Raw genomic sequence first — 18,478 nt, forward strand, 5'->3', positions numbered from 1 at the left:
GATCAGCGGTTGATCTCGGCCCAGAGGGTCGAGCTCATGCCGAACAGCTTGATGAAGCCTTCGGCCTCTTCGACACCCCAGTCCGCCGACTGCGCGTAGGTCGCACCCTTGGCGTTGAGGATGTGCGGGGACTTCACCGCCACCGCATCGACGCGGCCACCGCGGGTCTCCAACACCACCTCGCCGTTGACCGTGGCCTGCGAGGACTGCAGGAACGCCTCCAGATCGGCCTTCAGCGGGTCGTGGTAGAAGCCTTCGTACACCAGCTCGACCCACTTGCGCGCGATCTCGGGCTTGAAGCGGTTCTGCTGCTTGGTCAGCACGGTCTCTTCCAGCGCGCGGTGCGCGGCCAGCAGTGAGATCAGGCCCGGGGCCTCGTAGACGATGCGGCCCTTGAGCCCGATCACAGTGTCGCCGGTGTATACGCCGCGACCCACGCCGTAAGGCGCGAACAGCGCGTTCAACTTTGCCAGCAGCGCGGCGCCCGCGACGGGCTGGCCATCCAGGCTGACCGCTTCGCCGTTCTTGAAACCGACCGCGACGCGCAGTGGTTCCACCGGCCATTCGGCGCGCGGCGCGCACCAGCCGCGGGCGCCCTCACCGGGGGCCTCCCACTTGTCGATCTCGCCGCCGGACATGGTCAGGCCCAGCAGGTTCTCGTTGATGGTGTAGCTCTTCTGCTTGGCGCGCACGCCGAAGCCGCGCTCTTCCAGGTAGGCCTGTTCGTAGGCGCGGGTCTGGGTGTGTTCCTTCTGGATCTCGCGGATCGGCGCCACGATGCGGTAGTCGCCACTGGCCTTCACGGCGAGGTCGAAGCGCACCTGGTCGTTGCCCATGCCGGTGCAGCCGTGTGCGATCGCGTTCGTGCCCAGCTCGGCCGCGCGCTTCAGCGCGGCGTCGACGATCAGGTAGCGGTCGGACACCAGCAGTGGATACTGGCCCTGGTAGCCCTCGCCCGCCCACACGAACGGCTTGACGAAGCCCTCCCAGATCGCGGGGCCGCCATCGACGGTGACGTGGCTGGCGACGCCGAGGTCGGCGGCGCGCTGTTCGATGTAGGCGCGCTCTTCGGCATCCACGCCGCCGGTGTCGGCGAATACGGTGTGCACGTTCCAGCCGCGCTCCTTCAGGTAGGGCACGCAGAAACTGGTGTCGAGGCCGCCGGAGAAGGCGAGGACGATGTCCTTGGAGCCGTGATTGGTGATTGGTGTGTCGTGATTCGAAGAAGCGGGCTGGTGCGACATGCGTGGATACTCGGCAAGTGGGGGATCAGGAACGAGGTGATCGGCTTTTGCAGTTTTCAACACCAATGACGAATCACGAATCATGGCCGCCCACCAGGGCGGCCATGATCGCCTTCTGCACATGCAGGCGGTTCTCGGCTTCGTCGATGGCGATGCACTGCGGCGAATCCATCACGCCGTCGGTAGCCTTCACGTTGCGGCGCAACGGCAGGCAATGGCTGAAGACACCGTTGTTGGTGAGCGCCATCTTGGCTTCGTCGACGATGAAATGCTTGTACTGGTCGCGGATGGGCTTCTCGGGCTCCCAGTTGCCGAAGAACGGCAACGCACCCCAGCTCTTGGCGTAGACCACGTCGGCGCCACGGTAGGCACTGTCGATGTCATGGCTGACGCGCAGCGAGCCGCCGCTTTCGGCCACGTTCCGCTCGGCCCAGCCCATGTAGCGCTCGTCCAGCACGTAGTCCGGCGTCGGGCACAGCAGGGTCACGTCCATGCCCAGCCGCGTGGCGATGGTCAGCGCCGAGTTGGCCACCGCGGTGTTCAGCGGCTTGGGGTGGTAGGTCCAGGTGAGCACGTACTTCTTGCCGCGCAGGTCGGAGGTGCCGAAGTGTTCCTGCAGCGCCAGCGCATGGGCCAGCTCCTGGCAGGGATGGGTGATCGTCTCCATGTTGATCACCGGCACCGGCGAGTACTTGGCGAAGGACTTCAGCACGATGTCTTCGCGGTCGTAGGCCCAGTCGACGAACTTCGGGAACGCGCGCACGCCGATCAGGTCGACGTAGCGGCCCAGCACCTTGGCCACCTCGGCGATGTGTTCCTCGGTGTCGCCGTCCATCACCGTGCCCAGGTTGAACTCGATGGGCCATGCGTCCTTGCCAGGCTGCAGCACCACGGCATGGCCACCCAGCTGGAACGCGCCCAGCTCGAAGCTGGTGCGGGTGCGCATGGACGGGTTGAAGAACACCAGTGCGATCGACTTGCCCTTCAATGCATCGCCCAGCTTGTGCTGTTTGTACAGCGCGGCCTGCGTCAGCAGTGCGTCCAGCTCGGCGCGGCTCCAGTCCTGCGTGTTCAAGAAGTGCTTCATCAAGGCATCCTGGTTTCGGGTGTGGGCGAAATCGGTGGGACAGAAACGAAAAAACCCAGCCTCTGGCTGGGTTCCGGTTGGACAGGCGAAAACGTCCGGGTACCCAGCTAGATGCAGGATTCCGGTCGACGCGCACGCGAGGTCATGCCCGAGGCCTGGCGGGCCGCGCTGTCAGCATGGGCGTGTGCGTTCATCTTCATGGGCGCGAATGCTCGCATGTGCTGCGCCGCAGCGCAAGGCTTGTGCGGGCCTGTGCGGCTCACGGGTTGCTGGCCGCCTGCTGGGACGGGGCGACATAGGGCATCACCGACACGCGGATGCGCAGCCGGTTGCCCGGATCCTCGGCCAGCCGGGAGCGGTACTTCACGCCCTTGTAGATGTAGTCCACGTCATAGGCGATGGGGCGCTGGAACTCCCGTTCCACCGGCACCAGGCGGCAGTTGATCTTCATGGTGGGTGCCGCGGCGACGGCCTTGGCCGGCGGCTCCGGCTCGTCGCGGGTGAACACGCTGCGGACCGAATCCAGCATCTTCGACCAGCGGCTTTCCTCTTCCGGCGTGGTTTCGGGCGGGCGCGGCATGGGCACCTCGTCGCACTTCTGCTCGGTGCGGCTGGCGCGCAACGTCTGGTAGACGGGCTCCACGCCCAGCACCTGCGCATAGTCCAGGCGGACGTTCTCGGCCTGCACCACGCGTTCCTGCGACCACACCGGCATGGCGGGTATCCACAGCAGGACGAGCAGGACGAGGGAGGAGCGCAAGCGGTGCATGTGGCCTGATAGTGGTATCCCGGTGTCACAGTGTAGGCGGCGCGCCTTGAGTGGGGCTGAACACCGGGCGGCGATCACGTGGAGGGTCGGCCCTGTGCCCGTTGACCGCAGACGGTAGAATTGCCCGGCTCTCCCCTGCCCCATGCCCATGACCCTGCGCCTGCACAACAACCTCACCCGCCGAGTCGAGGCGTTCGAACCGCTTGGCCCCGCGCCCACCCTGTATGTGTGCGGGCCTACCGTCTACAACTACGTCCACATCGGCAATGCTCGCGGCCCGGTGGTGTTCGGTGTGCTGGCCGCGCTGTTGCGCCGTCGCTACGGACAGTTGCGCTATGCCCGCAACATCACCGACGTGGACGACAAGATCAACGCCGCGGCCAAGGAACTGGGCGTGGCGATCTCGGCCATCACCGACCGCTATGCCGACGCCTACCGGCAGGACATGGCAGGGCTTGGGGTCACCGGGGAGTTCGCTCCGGACATCGAACCCGCCGCCACGGCGCACATCCCGCAGATCGTCGCGATGATCGAGCGGCTGATCGAAGCCGGCCATGCCTACGCGGCCGAGGGGCATGTGCTGTTCGCGGTCAATACCTTCGCCGACTACGGCAAGCTCTCGCGCCGCGACCCCGACGAGATGCTGGCCGGCGCACGCGTGGAGGTGGCGCCGTACAAGCGCGATCCAGGCGACTTCGTGCTGTGGAAGCCCTCCACGCCCGACCTGCCGGGCTGGGACTCGCCCTGGGGCACGGGCCGCCCCGGCTGGCATATCGAATGCTCGGCGATGGCGGCCGCCCACCTGGGCGAGACCATCGACATCCATGCCGGCGGCGTGGACCTGCAGTTCCCGCACCACGAAAACGAGGTGGCGCAGAGCGAATGCGCGCATGGCGGCCGTACCTTCGCCCGTTTCTGGCTGCACAACGGCATGCTCAACTTCGGCGGCGCCAAGATGAGCAAGTCGCTGGGCAACATCGAGAAGGTCCACGACCTGCTGCAGCAGCATCCGCCGGAAGCCCTGCGTTATGCCTTGCTGTCCGCCCACTACCGGCAGCCGCTGGACTGGTCGGAAGCCCTGGTGGAACAGGCGAAGAACACGCTGGATCGCCTTTACGGCACCCTGCGTGACCTGGCCGACGTCTCGGCCACGCCGGTAACGCCCGGCGTGATCGAGGAAGCGCTGGACGACGATCTCAACACGCCGCAGGCGCTGGCCGAGATCGCCCGGATCGCGGCGGAAGCACGCAAGGCCACCACCGCTGACGCGCGCCAGCGCCTGAAGTCCGAACTGCTGGGTGCCGGCGTTGTCCTCGGCCTGCTGCAGCAGGAACCGGCCGCCTGGTTCGGGCGTGGCGCCTCGAACGACGACGATGCGCGCATCCAGTCGCTGATCGACGAACGTGCGGCTGCGAAGACGGCCCGCGATTTCGCGCGTTCCGATGCCATCCGCGATCAGCTGGCGGCCGAGGGCATCCTGCTGGAAGACACGCCGCAAGGCGTACGCTGGAAGCGGGCCTGATCCATCCCCATCAGGGAGCTGGCGACGCCACGCTCCTGGAATCCCCATGACCGACACGATTTTCCCGCTGGAACCCACCCCCGCCGAGGCGCAAGCCGCCATCAAGGAGGAATTCGCCTTCTTCGGCGACTGGTCAGAGCGTTACCAGTACCTGATCGACCTGGGCCGCAAGCTGCCTGCCTTCCCGGAGGAATGGAAGCGGGAGGAACACCGCCTGCTGGGTTGCCAGTCGATGGTCTGGATCGTGCCGCAGGGCAATGCGCAGAAGCTCGATTTCCATGCCGTCAGTGATTCGGCCATCGTCTCGGGACTGATCTTCCTAGCCCTGCGCGTGTATTCCGGCCGTTCCGCAGAGGAAATCCTGGCCGCCACGCCGGACTACATCGCCGATATCGGCCTGGCCAAGCACCTGTCGCCCACGCGCAGCAACGGTCTGGCCTCGCTGTTGGCCTTCATCCGCGAGACGGCCGCGAACGCTGCCCGGTGATGGCCGACGCACCCCCGTCCGCCCTCTCGCTGCTGCGCAACCGCGAGTTCGCGGCGGTCCTGTCGTACCGCATCCTGGCGTTGCTGTCGTACCAGATCGTCGCGGTGACCGTCGGCTGGCATGTCTACGAGCTGACCCGGGATCCGTTCTCGCTGGGCCTGGTCGGCCTGGCCGAGGTGCTGCCGTTCTTCTGCGTGGCGCCGTTCGCCGGCTACCTGGTCGACCACCTGCCCCGCCGGAAGCTCGGCATGGCGGCCTGCGCGGCATTGGCCACCACGGCGCTGATCCTGGTGGCCGTGGCCGCCGGCGCATTGCCGTTCAAAGGCACGTGGCCGATCTATGCGGCGATCGCGCTGACGGGCATGGCGCGTTCCTTCCTGAGCCCCGTCTACAACGCCCTGTTCGCGCGTGCGTTGCGGCGCGAGGATTTCGTGCGTGGCGCGGGGCTGGGCAGCGTGATCTTCCAGGCGGCACTGGTCACCGGTCCGGCGCTGGGCGGCCTGCTGGTCGGGTTTGGCGGCAAGGCACTCTCGTATGGCCTGGCCGCGTTTTTTGCGCTGCTGGCGGGGATCGTGCTGGCACGGCTGCGCGTGACGGAACCGGGACCTCCCGCGGTGAGCCTGCCGATCTTCGCCAGCATCGCGCAGGGCGCGCGCTTCGTGCTGGGCAACCAGATCATGCTGGGCGCGATGGCGCTGGACATGTTCTCGGTACTGCTGGGTGGCGTGGTGGCCATGTTACCGGCCTTCATCCACGACATCCTCCACTACGGGCCGGAAGGCCTGGGCATCCTGCGCGCGGCACCGGCGATGGGCTCCATCTGCGTCGGCGTGTGGCTGGCCAGGCGGCCCCTGCAGGAGCATGCCGGTCGCGTGCTGTTCTTCGCCGTCGCCGGATTCGGCCTCTGCGTCATCGCCTTCGGCCTGTCGCGGAATTTCTGGCTGTCGGCACTGATCCTGCTGGCCTACGGCATGTGCGACGGGGTTTCGGTCGTGGTGCGGTCCACCATCCTGCAACTGGCCACGCCGGACGACATGCGCGGCCGCGTGTCATCGATCAACGGCATCTTCGTCAGTTCGTCGAACGAACTGGGGGCGTTCTACGCCGGCACGATGGCCCGGCTGCTGGGGCTGGTACCGGCGGTGATCGTGGGCGGCTTCGCCATCCTGTCGGTGGCGGGGTTCACCGCGTGGAAAGCGCCGCGGCTGCGGCGGCTGGACCTGCGCGACCTGCAGTAGCGGAAGCAGCCGAGGCCCATCCGCCCGGCGCGGAGATCATTGCCCCCTGATCTCCGGCCCGAAAAAAAAACCCCGCCGGAGCGGGGTTTTTCATGAGGCTGGATGCTGGAATCAATCGCCCTGCTGCTTCTGCAGGTGTTCCCAGCGCTCCTGGGCATCGATGGTGCGTTCGGCGGTCAGGCGCGCTTCCAGGCGGTCCAGGCCGATTTCCTCACCGGTGTCGACGCAGTAGCCGTAGTCGCCGGCATCCAGGCGCTTGAGCGTGCTGTCGATCTTGCCGATCAGCTTGCGGTAGCGGTCGCGGGTACGCAGTTCCAGCGAGTTCTCGGTTTCGCGGGTGGCACGCTCGGCCTCGTCGCCGATGTCACGCACTTCGTCCTTGAGGTTCTCGATGGTCTGCTTGGATTCTTCCACCAGGTCGGCGCGCCAGTCCAGCAGGCGCTTGCGGAAGTACTCGAGCTGCAGGGGGCTCATGTACTCCTCATCCGGCGCGGGCTTGTACCCCTGCGGGATGATCGGACGACCCGTGGCTTCATCGGTCTTGTAGGGCACTTCTTTCACCTTGCCGCGCACGACCGGCGCCGCGGGACGCGCGGCCACGGCGACGGCCACCTTTCCGACGGGTCGGGGAGTGATGGCGGGACGGGTGGTCACGGGGGCTTCGGCGGAGGAAGAGGCTTTGGCGGTTTTCGTATTGGGTTTGGGGGGCACAGGCTTCGGGGGGGACGGAACCTTGGCAGCGGGCACGGGCGCCGCTGCAGCCTTGGGGGCTGCGGGAGGCGCGACGGGCTTGGTCGCGGCCGGGGCTGGGGCGGATTTCGCCGGAACCGGCTTCGGGGCCGGCTTCGGAACGGGTTTGGGAGCGGGTTTCGCGACCGGCTTGGTCACCGGCTTGGCGGGCGCCGCCTTCTTGGCGGGCACCTTGGCCGGTGCCTTGCTGGCCGGCGTGGATGCTGGCTTCTTGGCCGCTGCCGCCTTTGCCACCTTGGCGACCGCCTTCTTGGCCGGCACGGCCTTCTTCGCCACCGGCTTGGCAGCCGGCTTCTTCGCCGGAGCGGCCTTCTTGGCGACGGGCTTCTTGGCAGCAGGCTTGGGCGCCGCTTTCTTGGCCACCGGCTTGGGGGCCGGCTTCTTGGCGACAGCCTTCTTCACGACAGGCTTCTTGGCGACGGTCTGAGCGGGTTTCTTGGCGGCCTTGGCGGCCTTCTTAGCAGGTTTCTTTGCAGCCACGAACAGCGCTTCCTTGTTCTTCCCGAGCATCGGGAAAGCGCGCTTTTATAGCCTACCCGGCGGGCAGCGGCAACCCGACGGGGTATCATCGGTACATGTTCAGCCGCCTGCTCATCCTCCTGCTGAAGGGCTACAAGCGCTTCATCAGCCAGCTGCTGGGGCCCCGCTGCCGTTTCGTGCCGTCCTGTTCGGAATACGCGATGGAGGCCATCGGCCGGTTCGGCCCGATGAAAGGGGGCTGGCTGGCGATCCGCAGGATAGGCCGCTGCCATCCGCTGCACCCGGGCGGCCATGACCCCGTCCCGGCCCGCGCCACCCCTACCCCCGCCCAACCTCCAGGAACCCACTGATGCCCGCCACCGTCATCGTCAACGCCCGCCTGGTCAACGAAGGCCGCGTCACCGAGGGTGACCTGCGCATCGAGAACGGCCGCATCTCGCGCATCGCCGCGGAAATCCGCCCGCAGGGCGACGAGGCCGTGATCGATGCCGCCGGTCGCTGGTTGCTGCCGGGGATGATCGACGACCAGGTGCATTTCCGCGAACCCGGCATGCCGCACAAGGGCGACATGGCCACCGAATCGGCCGCGGCCGTCGCGGGCGGGCTGACCACCTTCATGGACATGCCCAACACCAGTCCGCCGACGCTGGACGCGGCCGCGCTGGAAGACAAGTACCAGCGCGCCAAGGGCCGCGCCTGGGGCAACTACGGCTTCTACATGGGCGCCAGCAACGACAACCTGGAGGCGATCCGCACGCTGGACCCGAAGACCGCCCCGGGCATCAAGGTGTTCATGGGCGCCTCCACCGGCAACATGCTGGTCGACAACCCGGACACGCTGGACGCGATCTTCCGCGAAGCGCCCACGCCGATCATCACCCACTGCGAAGACACCCCGACCATCGATGCCAACCTGGCGGCGTTCCAGGCCAGGTACGGCGATGCGCTCAGTGCCGAGCACCACCCGGACATCCGCAGCCGCGAGGCCTGCATCAAGTCCACCCGCCTGGCGATGTCGCTGGCGCGCAAGCACGGCACCCGCCTGCACGTGCTGCACATCTCCACCGCAGACGAGCTGGCGCTGTTCACGCCGGGGCCCCTCGTGCATGCGGATGGCGCGCGCAAGCGCATCACCGCCGAGACCTGCATCCACTTCCTGCGCTTCGACCGCGCGGACTACGCGGCGCTGGGCAACCTGATCAAGTGCAACCCTGCCATCAAGGATGCCAGCGACCGCGAAGCACTGATCAAGGCACTGGTGGACGACGTGATCGACGTGCTGGCCACCGACCATGCGCCGCATACGCTGGAAGAAAAAGAGAAGCCGTACGTGCAAGCCCCGTCCGGCCTGCCGCTGGTGCAGTACGCGCTGGTCGCCGCGCTGGAGCTGGTGCACGAGAAGCGCATGGACATCGCGCGGGTGGTGCAGAAGTTCGCGCACGCCCCTGCGCAGCTGTTCGACGTCAAGGAGCGCGGCTACCTGCGCGAAGGCTACTTCGCCGATCTCGTGCTGATCGACGACGAGCCCTTCACCGTGAAGCGCGAAGACGTGCTGTCCAAGGTGGGCTGGTCGCCGTTCGAGGGCCGCACGTTCCGCTCGCGCATCGGCGCCACCTGGGTCAACGGCCGCATGGTCTGGAACGGCGAACACCTGGTCGGCACGCCCAACGGCCAGCGCCTGGAATTCGCACGTTGAAGGTGATGGTGGCGGCCCTGCTGGCGGCCGTGTGCGTGGGCTGGATACCGTTGCTTTCCGCGCAGGAATCCGCGCCATCGTCCGTCGCGCCGGAAGAGCGCGTGTTTCCGGCCAGCGTCTCGCAGGGCGCACTGGTGTTCGGCAAGGTGCCGTCCGGCAGCGCAGTGCGCTACGGCGAGCGCCAGCTGCGCACGACGGCCTATGGCACCGTGGCGTTCGGCGTGGGCCGCGACGAACAGGGTCCATTGACCCTCACCGTGACCACGCCATCCGGGCGCAGCGAGGCGGTCACCATCACCGTGACCGCACGCGACTGGCCGGTGGAGCACGTCAATGGCGTGCCGCCCAAGACCGTCGATCCGCCGCCGGACATCGCCGAGCGCATCAAGCGCGAGCAGGCACAGGTGACGGCCGCGCGCGTGCGCGACGATGACCGCAGCGATTTCGCGCTGCCCTTCCAGTGGCCGGTGCAGGGACGCATCAGCGGACGTTTCGGCAACGCCCGCGTCTACAACGGCCAGCCTGGCGCGGGTCACTCCGGCATGGATATTGCCGCCCCCAACGGCACGCCTGTGAAGGCGCCCACCGGTGGCGTGGTGACCTTCGCCGCACCCGACTTCTACCTTACCGGCGGTACGCTGCTGCTGGACCATGGCCATGGCATCAGCTCCAACTTCCTGCACCTGTCCCGCATCGACGTGAAGGTGGGTGATCGGGTGGAGCCTGGCCAGGTGATCGGCGCCGTCGGTGCGACAGGGCGCGCCACCGGACCGCACCTGCATTGGGGAATGAACTGGTTCGACGTGCGCATCGACCCGCTGCTGGTGCTCGAACGCGGCAAGTAAGCGCCCATGCCTTGCCGCACGGGCGACAGCCTCAGCCGCCGCCCGGCGCCACGCCCGCGCTGGTTTACCGCTCCGCGCTGCCGTCAGCGGGCATTTCTGTCCACGGCTACTTGAGCTTCCCCAGGAACCGGCTGGCGATGCTGTCCGCAAGATCACGCGGGCGCACGAGTTTTGGATTGGGTCGCGGCGGCGTCCATGCTTCGGCCTTCAATGCGTTGGGCGCGTCGGCGACGTCCGCGTCCACGCCGAGCTGCGCTCTCAAGGCAGCGATGGCGTCGTCGAGCACCTGCTCATCCGCATCGAGGTCGACCGCCTCGCCAAGCTGTTCGCCCGCTTCGAAGGCCTTGTTGTCATGCGCCTTGAAGCCAAGGATTTCCCTCACTTCTTTCTGGAGTCCTGCGTAATCGATCTCCGGGAAAGGCAGGTCGCTGGGCTCGCCCATCGCGATGGGGCGGGCGAGTCGGCCGGGCGGGCTGACATCGCAATCGGCAAAGCTGCGGTAGGCGAATTCGCTGCACATCATCTTGCCCGGGTCCTGGCGGATGGCGTGCTCGGTGGCCTGGTGGATCACCCACCGCAGCCACGCAGGGAGATGCTGCGGCTTGCCACGCAATGCCACCAGAAAGCCCACCATCACCAGTTCATCCTGCGCGAATACCGTACCCAGCAGCGAGCGTGCGTGTCGCAGTACGGCCGCGCGGTCTTCGCCGGACAACGGCGAGCCGTCCGCCGCGAGCGAACGGTAGGCATCCACAAGGACCACGGGTCCGTTTTCGGCCAGCCGCTTCGACAGCGGGCTCTCTGCGGCAACGGGACGGATGGCTTCGATCAGCATTCCGTTCTCGGACACCATCGACACGTGGCTGTAACGGCTGTCGCCGAACCAGGCGATCAGTTTGGAGAGCTCGCTCTTGCCCAGCATCAACAGCAGATCGCCCACTTGCAGTTGATCCAGCGGGAAACCCACGGCGGTCGGTGGTGCCTGTTCCTGGTTCACTCACGCATCTCCTGTCTGAGGGAAAAGGTTGCCGGTCACACGGTCCCGACCGGCAGATTTGCTTGAATACAGCGCGGTATCCACGCGCTCCAGCAAGCGTTCGAACGTCTCGCCCGTGCCGAGCTGGGCGACACCCAGGCTGAGACTGGCGTCGATGACCCGGCCGTCGATGCTCAAGGGCCGGTTGTTGACCGCAGCACGGAGATGTTCGGCTACCGTCAGCGCGTCGGCCAACTCGGTGCCTGGCAGGATCACGAGCATCTCGTCGCCGCCGTAACGGCCCAGGAAGTCATCTTTGCGGAGCTTTCCGCGCGTGCGCACCGCGATCAGGCGCAGGCTCTGATCACCGACCAGGTGGCCATGCTCGTCATTGATCCGCTTGAAATGGTCGATGTCGAAGAACACCACCGACAGCGGCAGCCGCTGCGCATGCGCAAGCTGCACTTCGCGCTGCAGCTGTTCGATGATCGCGGTGCGCGACAACACTCCCGTCAACGTGTCCTGCGCGGCCTGCCTGCTGGCGCGGTCGCGGTCGCGCCGCAGCTGCTGCATCTTGTCCGCCAGGCCGACGGTCAGTACCAGGCCGGCCAACGCAAACCCCAGCGGGAAGGCGTGGACAAGCCACGGCGGCCCTACCCACCAACCCAACAGCTCGCCCACCCGCCCTGCTGTCAGCAGCATCATGGGCAGCCAGGACAGCAGCAGGAAGAACGCCTGCCGCTCGTTTCGCAACGTGCCGAGCACGGAGGCCAACAGCACGGTAAGGGTTGCCACCAGTAGCACCACGTTGCCCACGCGTGGAATCACCGTGTCCGTGCTGAACAGCGAGGCCAGCAGCAGTACCCCAAGCAGGGCGTTGCAGGTGCGGAGCACGCGCTTCAACAGCGGGCGCTTCCGCGAGAGCTCCAGGTAGAAGCCCAGGAACGTGTTGCTCGCGATCACCGCCAGCATGCCGGCAACCCGCGCCATGCGTGGATCGTCACCCAGCGCGTGGCCCAGGATTTCGATGCTGCGCAGCTCGCCCCCCGCCAGCGAGAGGAAAAGGGCTTGTGACAGCAGCGTCAGCGCGAGAAACCCGTAGCTGCGTTCACCCAGCCCTACCCAGAAGCCCAGTGCCAGTACCGCCAGCACTCCCATCGCGGTGAGCACCATCACGCGCCAGGCCACGTGTTCCAGATCCTGGCGGTGCACCCCATGCAGGGGCTGGATGGACACCGGCATCGGCGTGCCGCCCACCGATGCCACGCGCAGATACACCGGCTGGCCCGCACGCAGGCCACCAGGCAGGGCAAATACCAGTGCACGTGCCGAGAAGGCCATGTCGGCGTGTTCGCCGAACAGGGAGCGCGTCATCGGCGGAGCTCCGGGAACCCACAGCGTCATGGTGTTCTGGTACGGCGCCTGCACCACGAGGTGCGGCTGCAGGCTGGCAGGCACGTCAACATCGCTGACTACCCGCCACCACCGCGGTGCGGAATCCTGCTGGAAGATCACGCCCGCCTGCGGCGAGGGCGTGAAGTCGGCATCCCGTTGGCCGGACACGACATGCTCCGCCGGCGCGTCGTCGGCGAGCCGGGACAATGAAAGCGTCTGTGCAGTCGCGGGCAAAGCCCACCAGATCAGGCAGAGCCAGACAGGCCACCACCTGGCCCGGCGCCGTGGATTCCCCATATCCATTCCGCCGTCCGGTCAGCGCCTGAGCATAACGGATGCCAGGGGAAATGTGAGAACGGTGTCTCGCCCCGGCGGCGGGCAATGCAGACAGCGCGGGGTAGCCCCTCGAGGGCCGGCCGCGATCGATCAGTCGTTGCTGCCGCTCACGCGAGCCACCGCGTCGTGCGGGTGCAGGCTTTCGTAGTGGGCGACGGTGGCGTCGTAGCGGGCGATGCGGGCATCACCGGCGAGCACGGAAGCCACGCGACGGGCGGCGTCCTCGCAGAACATCAGGTTTTCCGCATTGAGGCGGGCGAAGGCCTGTTCGTCCACGCGCTTGACGGCCGTCTGCACCGGGGTGGCGAGCGCGGCTTCCAGGGCATCGATCAGCGGGACCAACGGCAGTTCGTCGAACTGCGGACGAAGCTCGACGCGCACCGATGCGCGGCTGCGCTGCGCATGGGGAGTGGCGGCCAGGCCGCGCTCGGAGGCGAGCCAGTCGTGCACCACGTTCACGGACAGCGGATGCGCGGCGGCGAAATCCTCGGCGAAGCGTTCGGCATTGGCCTGCCGCGACAGCGCGGCCGACGCCGGGCAGGTGCTGGAGTACTCCACGGCGAACGACAGCGCCAACTGCAGATGGCCGTCGACCAGCGTGGCGTCGATCTCGACGGGGTACCGCTTCCAGCCGGCGTAGTCGCTTTCCAGCGCCTTCCGCTGCAGCAGCGCTTCATAACGGATCTTCAGGCGCGCCTGCGTGGCCAGGCCGGCCTGCGAGGCGACGCTGTCCTGCAGCAGGTGCCGAAGGCCTGCGGGCGTGATGGCTTCGCGCGCCAGCCCGTCCTGCAACTGCAGGTACAGGCGCGACATGTGGATGCCGCGTGCATCGGCATTGGCCAGGTTCACCGACAGATCGATGCTGGCCGCCACCTGCAACTGCCCGCCCTGCCCATCGGTGATGCGGACCGGCAATGCGATGTTCTCCATGCCCACCCAGTCCAGTGGACGCGCCAGGGGCACGCGCTGGTGGGCGACATCGGGGAGGTCGGCGCGGGGCGCCTGGGGAAGCGAGGAAGACATCGTCATGCACGGGGGGAGTGGATGGTGTGCATTGTACGCCCTGCCCCGAATCACCAGATGAAACAGTCCGTTACGTCGGTTTGCGGCTACTATCGCAGCGATCCACGGCGCCTTCAGTCGCCGCGTGCGGCGCGCCATCCGGTGAACAGCAGGGCTGCCTGCGACGGCAGCGTGGAGGGTTCGCCCGCCTTGATGAAGCGGGCGAGCCGCGCCTGTGCGTACGCGCCGACGATGCGCCGCTCGCGTGCGCCCTGACGCGGACTGCCCCATCGTTGCTGCAGCATGCGGCCCCAGTGGCGGAGCAGCGCGTGTTCGCCCTGCCCCGCCTGCTGTGCAACGGCGACCGGTGCCACGGCGGGGCCGACATCGGCCAGCCGCCCCGCCAGCATCTGCGCGGCGATCGCCTGCGCCGGTACCGGGCGCCCCAATACGACAGCCTCGACGGCCGCCACGGCATCGGCGTGGGTGGCAAGGGCCGCGAACGCGGCCTCCGCATCCGCCGCCTGTGCACGTGCGGCCGGCAGGATGGGCAACGCGTCCGCCAGGCGCGTCCATGGCGCACGTACCGGTTCCAGCGTCCTTCCCAGCGGATGGCGCGAACGCTGGTTTGCCCACCCACGCAATTCCTCGCTCCACCACGCCAGTTTGGCGTCGGCAGGCAACGGATCACCGGCGATGTTCAGTGCGTCCTCGAACTCCTGCAGCAGCGCGAACCACGCCACCGCCCGCTCACGACGCTCGACCGGCACGAAGATCTCGGCCACCGACCACTCCGGCCAGCGGGCACGCCATTTTTCCAGGAAGCTGTCGAGGGCGGGGGAATCGGACATGGGGTTCGGCGGTGGGAGCGACGTCAGTCGCGACGGTGATGCAGGGAAAAGTTTCGCGATGGCATCGTGCTACACGACGCCTCCCGCCGTTCGCGACTTACGTCGCGCCCACGGGGCGTTGGACCACGGGCCACGCCGCCGGCTCGATCAGTATCTCAGGAAGCTCGACCATGACATCCGCCTGCCACTGCGCGGGCTCTTCATGCGCCTGCCGATAGCCCCACAACGCCGCGATTGACGACATGCCGGCGGCACGCGCCGACTGGATGTCGCGCTCGTCATCGCCGACGTACACGCACGCCGCGATGTCGATGCCGATGCGTTCGGCGGCCACCTGCAACGGCAAGGGATGCGGCTTCTTCTCGGCCAGCGTGTCGCCGCCGATCAGCACCGCGCAGCGCGTCTGCCATTGCAGTTGCGGCAGGATGTCACGCGCCAGGTATTCGGGCTTGTTGGTGACGATGCCCCACACGCTGCCGGCCCGCTCGAGTGCAGCCAGCATGTCCGCCACGCCGTCGAACAGCACGCTGTGGCGACCCAGTTCCTCCTGATAGACCGCCAGGAACTCCGGCACCATCGCTTCGCGTGGTTCCTGCGCGATGTCGGGAAACGCAGCGGCCAGCATGGCGCGCGCGCCCTTGGACACGTGCGGGCGCAGGGCCTCCAGCGTCATCGCGCCGATGCCGCGTGATGCGCGCATCCGGTTGGCCGTGGCCAGCATGTCCGGCGCGCTGTCCAGCAGCGTGCCATCCAGGTCGAACAGCGCCGCGCGCGGGAATGCCGCCGCGCTCATGCCTTCACCGCGCTGGCGAGGTAGTTGACGTCGGTGCGCGACGACAGCCGCGCCCGGTGGCGCCACGGCTCGTATGCCAGACCCGTCACGTCCTCCAGCTGGAATCCCGCCTCGCGCAGCCAGCCGGCCAGTTCGGAGGGGCGGATGAATTCCTGGTAGTGGTGCGTGCCCTTGGGCAGCAGGCGCGCGATGTATTCCGCGCCGACGATGGCCAGTGCGAAGGCGGCCGGTGTGCGGTTCAGCGTGGACAGGAAAAGCCGGCCACCGGGTTTCAGCAGCGTGTGGCAGGCACGGATGATGGAAGCCGGATCCGGCACGTGCTCCAGCATTTCCATGCAGGTGACCACGTCGAAACTGCCAGGACGCTCTTCTGCCAGCGATTCGACGGAACGCAGCTGGTAGTCCACCTGCACGCCCGACTCCAGCTTGTGCAGGCGGGCGATCTTGACCAGTTCGGGGGCCAGGTCGATGGCGGTGACCTGCGCACCTTCGCGCGCCAGCGCCTCGCTCAGCAACCCACCACCACAGCCCACATCCAGCGCGGCAACGCCGGACAGGCGGGCACGATCGCGCACGTACTGCAGTCGCACGGGATTGAGCGCATGCAGCGCCTTCTGCGGGCCATCGGTATCCCACCAGCGATGGGCGAGCGAACCGAACTTGTCGAGTTCTTCCTGGCGGAAGTTGCCTTCGTCGGGCGAGGTCGTGGTCGTCATGCCGCTATTGTAGGGCGACGCCGGCTTTACCGTCCTTCACCCGGGGTCTGTTTCCGGCAGTCCACGCCTCGCGGCGCGGCGCGAGACGGTGCAGAGGCCCGCAGACGTCAGGACAAGCGGATGCCGGCGATCCGTTCGCGCCACTGCCGTGCATTGGCGAGGACGCCCGCCATGTCGATGCCGACCAGTTCGCGCTGCGCCAGCTTCGGCTGTCCGGCGATCCACACGTCGGTGACCTGCTGGCGGCCGGTGGCGTAGATCAGCTGCGAGATCACGTGGTGCAGCGGCTGGGTTTCCAGCGCCGACAGGTCAACGCAGGCCAGGTCGGCCTGCTTGCCCGGCTCGATGGAGCCGACCAGATGGTCGAACCCGATCGCCTTGGCGCCGCCCAGCGTGGCCGCCCGCAGCGCGGTGGCGGCGTCGAAGCCGGCCGCGTCCTGCGCCACCGCCTTGGCGAGCAGGGCCGCGGTGCGGGTTTCGCTGAACATGTCCAGGTCGTTGTTGCTGGCGCAGCCGTCCGTACCGATGGCCACGTTCACCCCTGCGCGCTCCAGCGCGCAGGCGGGGCAGAAGCCCGATGCCAGTTTCAGGTTCGACTCCGGGCAATGCACCACGCTGACGCCGCGCTCGGCGCACAGGTGGATCTCGGCGTCGGTCAGCTGGGTCATGTGCACCGCGATCAGGCGGTCGTTGAACAGACCCAGCCGGTCGAGCCGCGCGATGGGGCGCTGGCCGTACTGTTCCTGCGACTGCTGCACTTCCTGCGCGGTCTCGTGCAGGTGCAGGTGCACCGGCAGGTCCAACTGGTCGGCCAGCATGCGGACGCGCTCGAAATTGGCATCGTTGACCGTGTACGGCGCATGCGGGGCGAAAGCGGTCGCGATGAGCGCGTCATCGCGCCACTGGTCGTGCACTTCGCCCGCGCGTTCGAAATACTCGTCGTCGCTCTTGGCCCACGCGGTTGGGAAATCGATCACCGGCAGGCCCACGCGCGCGCGGAAGCCGTGGCGCTTGTAGGTGGCGGCCTGCACGTCCGGGAAGAAGTAGTTCTCGTTGACGCAGGTGGTGCCCCCGCGCAGCATCTCGGCGATGGCCAAGCTGATGCCGTCGGCGACGAAATCCGGCGAGATCACCGCCGCTTCGATCGGCCAGATGTGCTGCTGCAGCCACACCTTCAACGGCAGGTCGTCGGCGACACCGCGCAGCAGCGTCATCGGGTTGTGGGTATGCGTGTTGACCAGCCCCGGGATCAGCGCCGCCTCGGGGCGGGAGACCACCTGGCGGGGCTGGAAGCGCGCGCGCGCTTCGCCGATGGGCAGCACCGCGACGATCCGGCCGTCGCGGACGGCGACGGCATGGTCTTCCAGCACCACCCCGTGCGGCACCACCGGCACCACGAAGCCGGCTTCGATCAACAGGTCGCAGGCGTCAAGGGTGCGGTCGCTCATGGTGCCTCGTGGTCAGAAACCCAGGGTATACGTCAGTCCGATGGCGCCGGCGCCGAACAGCAGCCAGCACAGCAGCATCAGGGCCAGCGCGCGGCCGTAGCCCAGCCGCGGCACGCTGGGAAAGAGCCGCGGCAGGGTCAGGTTCCAGCAGATCATCACGCCCAGGCCGGCGATCAGTACGCCGACAGCCCAGACGCCAAGATAAAGCGCAAGCTGTTCCATCACTTCACGCGGCTGACGTATTCGCCGGTACGGGTGTCGACCTTGATGATTTCTTCCTGGCCGACGAACAGCGGCACGCGCACGACCGCGCCCGTTTCCAGCGTGGCCGGCTTGCCACCGGTGCCGGCGGTATCGCCCTTGACGCCCGGGTCGGTCTCGGTGATCTGAAGCTCGACGAAGTTCGGCGGCGTCACCTGGATCGGGTTGCCGTTCCACAGCGTGACCACGCAGTCTTCCTCGCCCTTCAGCCACTTCTCGGCGCCGCCCATGCCGGCCTTGTCGGCTTGCACCTGCTCGAAGGTTTCCTGCTGCATGAAGTGCCAGTACTCGCCATCCGTGTACAGGTACTGCATGTCGGTATCCACCACGTCCGCGGCCTCGACCGAGTCGGTGCTCTTCATGGTGATTTCCTGCACGCGGCCGCTCTTGATCAGGCGGTACTTCACGCGGGTGAAGGCCTGGCCCTTGCCGGGCTTGACGTACTCGGTGTCGCTGATGATTGCCGGTTCGTTGTTGATCAGGATCTTCATCCCGTTCTTGACGTCGTTCATGCCGTAACTGGCCATGCTGGAACTCCTGGGGTGTGGCGAACCCGCCGCACAGGGCGGCCGGCCGGTTAGA

At 67.4% G+C, this 18,478-nt stretch carries 19 protein-coding genes; 6 read left to right on the top strand and 13 right to left on the bottom strand.

All coding sequences use genetic code 11. The features are described from left to right. Window positions 1–2 precede the first annotated feature (2 nt). The 3 genes from OVA13_RS06160 to OVA13_RS06170 form a co-directional block, all read right to left on the bottom strand. Window positions 3–1,244, bottom strand: coding sequence for an argininosuccinate synthase (locus tag OVA13_RS06160; protein WP_267792914.1), 1,242 nt, complete (start codon window positions 1,242–1,244; stop codon window positions 3–5). A gap of 73 nt (window positions 1,245–1,317) precedes the next feature. Continuing rightward, window positions 1,318–2,331 carry an N-acetylornithine carbamoyltransferase gene (locus OVA13_RS06165; protein WP_267792915.1) on the bottom strand — a complete coding sequence of 338 codons (1,014 nt, stop codon included), beginning with the start codon at window positions 2,329–2,331 and terminating at the stop codon, window positions 1,318–1,320. 259 nt (window positions 2,332–2,590) lie between these two features. Then, window positions 2,591–3,100, bottom strand: a complete 510-nt coding sequence (locus OVA13_RS06170; protein ID WP_267792916.1) for a hypothetical protein — start codon at window positions 3,098–3,100, stop codon at window positions 2,591–2,593. A gap of 148 nt (window positions 3,101–3,248) precedes the next feature. Between OVA13_RS06170 and cysS the strand changes: the two genes are divergently transcribed. From cysS to OVA13_RS06185, 3 genes are read left to right on the top strand one after another with little or no spacing between them, the layout of a single operon-like run. Further along, window positions 3,249–4,622, top strand: coding sequence for a cysteine--tRNA ligase (cysS, locus tag OVA13_RS06175; RefSeq protein WP_267793460.1), 1,374 nt, complete (start codon window positions 3,249–3,251; stop codon window positions 4,620–4,622). 46 nt (window positions 4,623–4,668) lie between these two features. After that, complete coding sequence (locus tag OVA13_RS06180) at window positions 4,669–5,109, top strand: SufE family protein (protein ID WP_267792917.1); 441 nt, start codon at window positions 4,669–4,671, stop codon at window positions 5,107–5,109. Further along, window positions 5,109–6,347, top strand: a complete 1,239-nt coding sequence (locus OVA13_RS06185) for an MFS transporter (RefSeq protein ID WP_267792918.1) — start codon at window positions 5,109–5,111, stop codon at window positions 6,345–6,347. The genes OVA13_RS06180 and OVA13_RS06185 overlap by 1 nt, the downstream gene beginning before the upstream one ends. Window positions 6,348–6,458: 111 nt before the next feature. Here OVA13_RS06185 and dksA read toward each other — a convergent pair whose 3' ends face one another. Continuing rightward, window positions 6,459–7,577, bottom strand: coding sequence for an RNA polymerase-binding protein DksA (gene dksA / locus OVA13_RS06190; protein WP_267793461.1), 1,119 nt, complete (start codon window positions 7,575–7,577; stop codon window positions 6,459–6,461). Between the two features lie 95 nt (window positions 7,578–7,672). Between dksA and yidD the strand changes: the two genes are divergently transcribed. Genes yidD through OVA13_RS06205 form a run of 3 tightly spaced genes read left to right on the top strand, consistent with a single transcriptional unit; the run spans window position 7,673 to window position 10,118 of the window. Beyond that, on the top strand, window positions 7,673–7,927 hold the full coding sequence (gene yidD, locus OVA13_RS06195; RefSeq protein ID WP_267792919.1) for a membrane protein insertion efficiency factor YidD: 255 nt from the start codon (window positions 7,673–7,675) through the stop codon (window positions 7,925–7,927). Next, window positions 7,927–9,273 carry a dihydroorotase gene (locus OVA13_RS06200; protein WP_267792920.1) on the top strand — a complete coding sequence of 449 codons (1,347 nt, stop codon included), beginning with the start codon at window positions 7,927–7,929 and terminating at the stop codon, window positions 9,271–9,273. Before yidD ends, OVA13_RS06200 begins: the two co-directional genes overlap by 1 nt. A gap of 5 nt (window positions 9,274–9,278) precedes the next feature. Beyond that, window positions 9,279–10,118: a M23 family metallopeptidase gene (locus tag OVA13_RS06205; RefSeq protein ID WP_267793462.1), complete on the top strand. Its 840-nt coding sequence runs from the start codon at window positions 9,279–9,281 to the stop codon at window positions 10,116–10,118. Between the two features lie 106 nt (window positions 10,119–10,224). On the opposite strand, the gene OVA13_RS06210 is transcribed toward OVA13_RS06205, so the two are convergent. From OVA13_RS06210 to efp, 9 genes are all read right to left on the bottom strand, one after another. Further along, window positions 10,225–11,058 carry a hypothetical protein gene (locus OVA13_RS06210; protein ID WP_267792921.1) on the bottom strand — a complete coding sequence of 278 codons (834 nt, stop codon included), beginning with the start codon at window positions 11,056–11,058 and terminating at the stop codon, window positions 10,225–10,227. 57 nt (window positions 11,059–11,115) lie between these two features. Further along, window positions 11,116–12,657 (bottom strand): diguanylate cyclase, encoded by a 1,542-nt coding sequence (locus tag OVA13_RS06215; RefSeq protein WP_324288277.1) that lies wholly within the window; start codon window positions 12,655–12,657, stop codon window positions 11,116–11,118. A gap of 258 nt (window positions 12,658–12,915) precedes the next feature. Beyond that, window positions 12,916–13,848, bottom strand: coding sequence for a GTP cyclohydrolase FolE2 (gene folE2 / locus OVA13_RS06220; RefSeq protein WP_267792922.1), 933 nt, complete (start codon window positions 13,846–13,848; stop codon window positions 12,916–12,918). A 113-nt stretch (window positions 13,849–13,961) separates the two neighbouring features. Beyond that, window positions 13,962–14,678 carry an isoprenoid biosynthesis enzyme family protein gene (locus OVA13_RS06225; RefSeq protein ID WP_267792923.1) on the bottom strand — a complete coding sequence of 239 codons (717 nt, stop codon included), beginning with the start codon at window positions 14,676–14,678 and terminating at the stop codon, window positions 13,962–13,964. 97 nt (window positions 14,679–14,775) lie between these two features. After that, on the bottom strand, window positions 14,776–15,471 hold the full coding sequence (locus OVA13_RS06230; protein ID WP_267792924.1) for a phosphoglycolate phosphatase: 696 nt from the start codon (window positions 15,469–15,471) through the stop codon (window positions 14,776–14,778). Continuing rightward, the gene (ubiG, locus tag OVA13_RS06235) at window positions 15,468–16,187 is read right to left on the bottom strand and encodes a bifunctional 2-polyprenyl-6-hydroxyphenol methylase/3-demethylubiquinol 3-O-methyltransferase UbiG (protein WP_267792925.1); all 720 of its coding nucleotides are present in this window, start codon (window positions 16,185–16,187) and stop codon (window positions 15,468–15,470) included. Before ubiG ends, OVA13_RS06230 begins: the two co-directional genes overlap by 4 nt. A 107-nt stretch (window positions 16,188–16,294) precedes the next feature. Beyond that, the gene (locus OVA13_RS06240; protein WP_267792926.1) at window positions 16,295–17,635 is read right to left on the bottom strand and encodes a TRZ/ATZ family hydrolase; all 1,341 of its coding nucleotides are present in this window, start codon (window positions 17,633–17,635) and stop codon (window positions 16,295–16,297) included. 12 nt (window positions 17,636–17,647) lie between these two features. After that, window positions 17,648–17,857: a hypothetical protein gene (locus tag OVA13_RS06245; RefSeq protein ID WP_267792927.1), complete on the bottom strand. Its 210-nt coding sequence runs from the start codon at window positions 17,855–17,857 to the stop codon at window positions 17,648–17,650. Next, a complete protein-coding gene (gene efp, locus OVA13_RS06250; RefSeq protein ID WP_267792928.1) occupies window positions 17,857–18,423 on the bottom strand; it encodes an elongation factor P in 567 nt (188 codons plus the stop codon). The genes OVA13_RS06245 and efp overlap by 1 nt, the downstream gene beginning before the upstream one ends. Window positions 18,424–18,478: the final 55 nt, after the last annotated feature.

Source organism: Pseudoxanthomonas sp. SL93 (assembly GCF_026625825.1).
In the GTDB taxonomy this organism is placed as follows: Bacteria; Pseudomonadota; Gammaproteobacteria; order Xanthomonadales; family Xanthomonadaceae; genus Pseudoxanthomonas_A.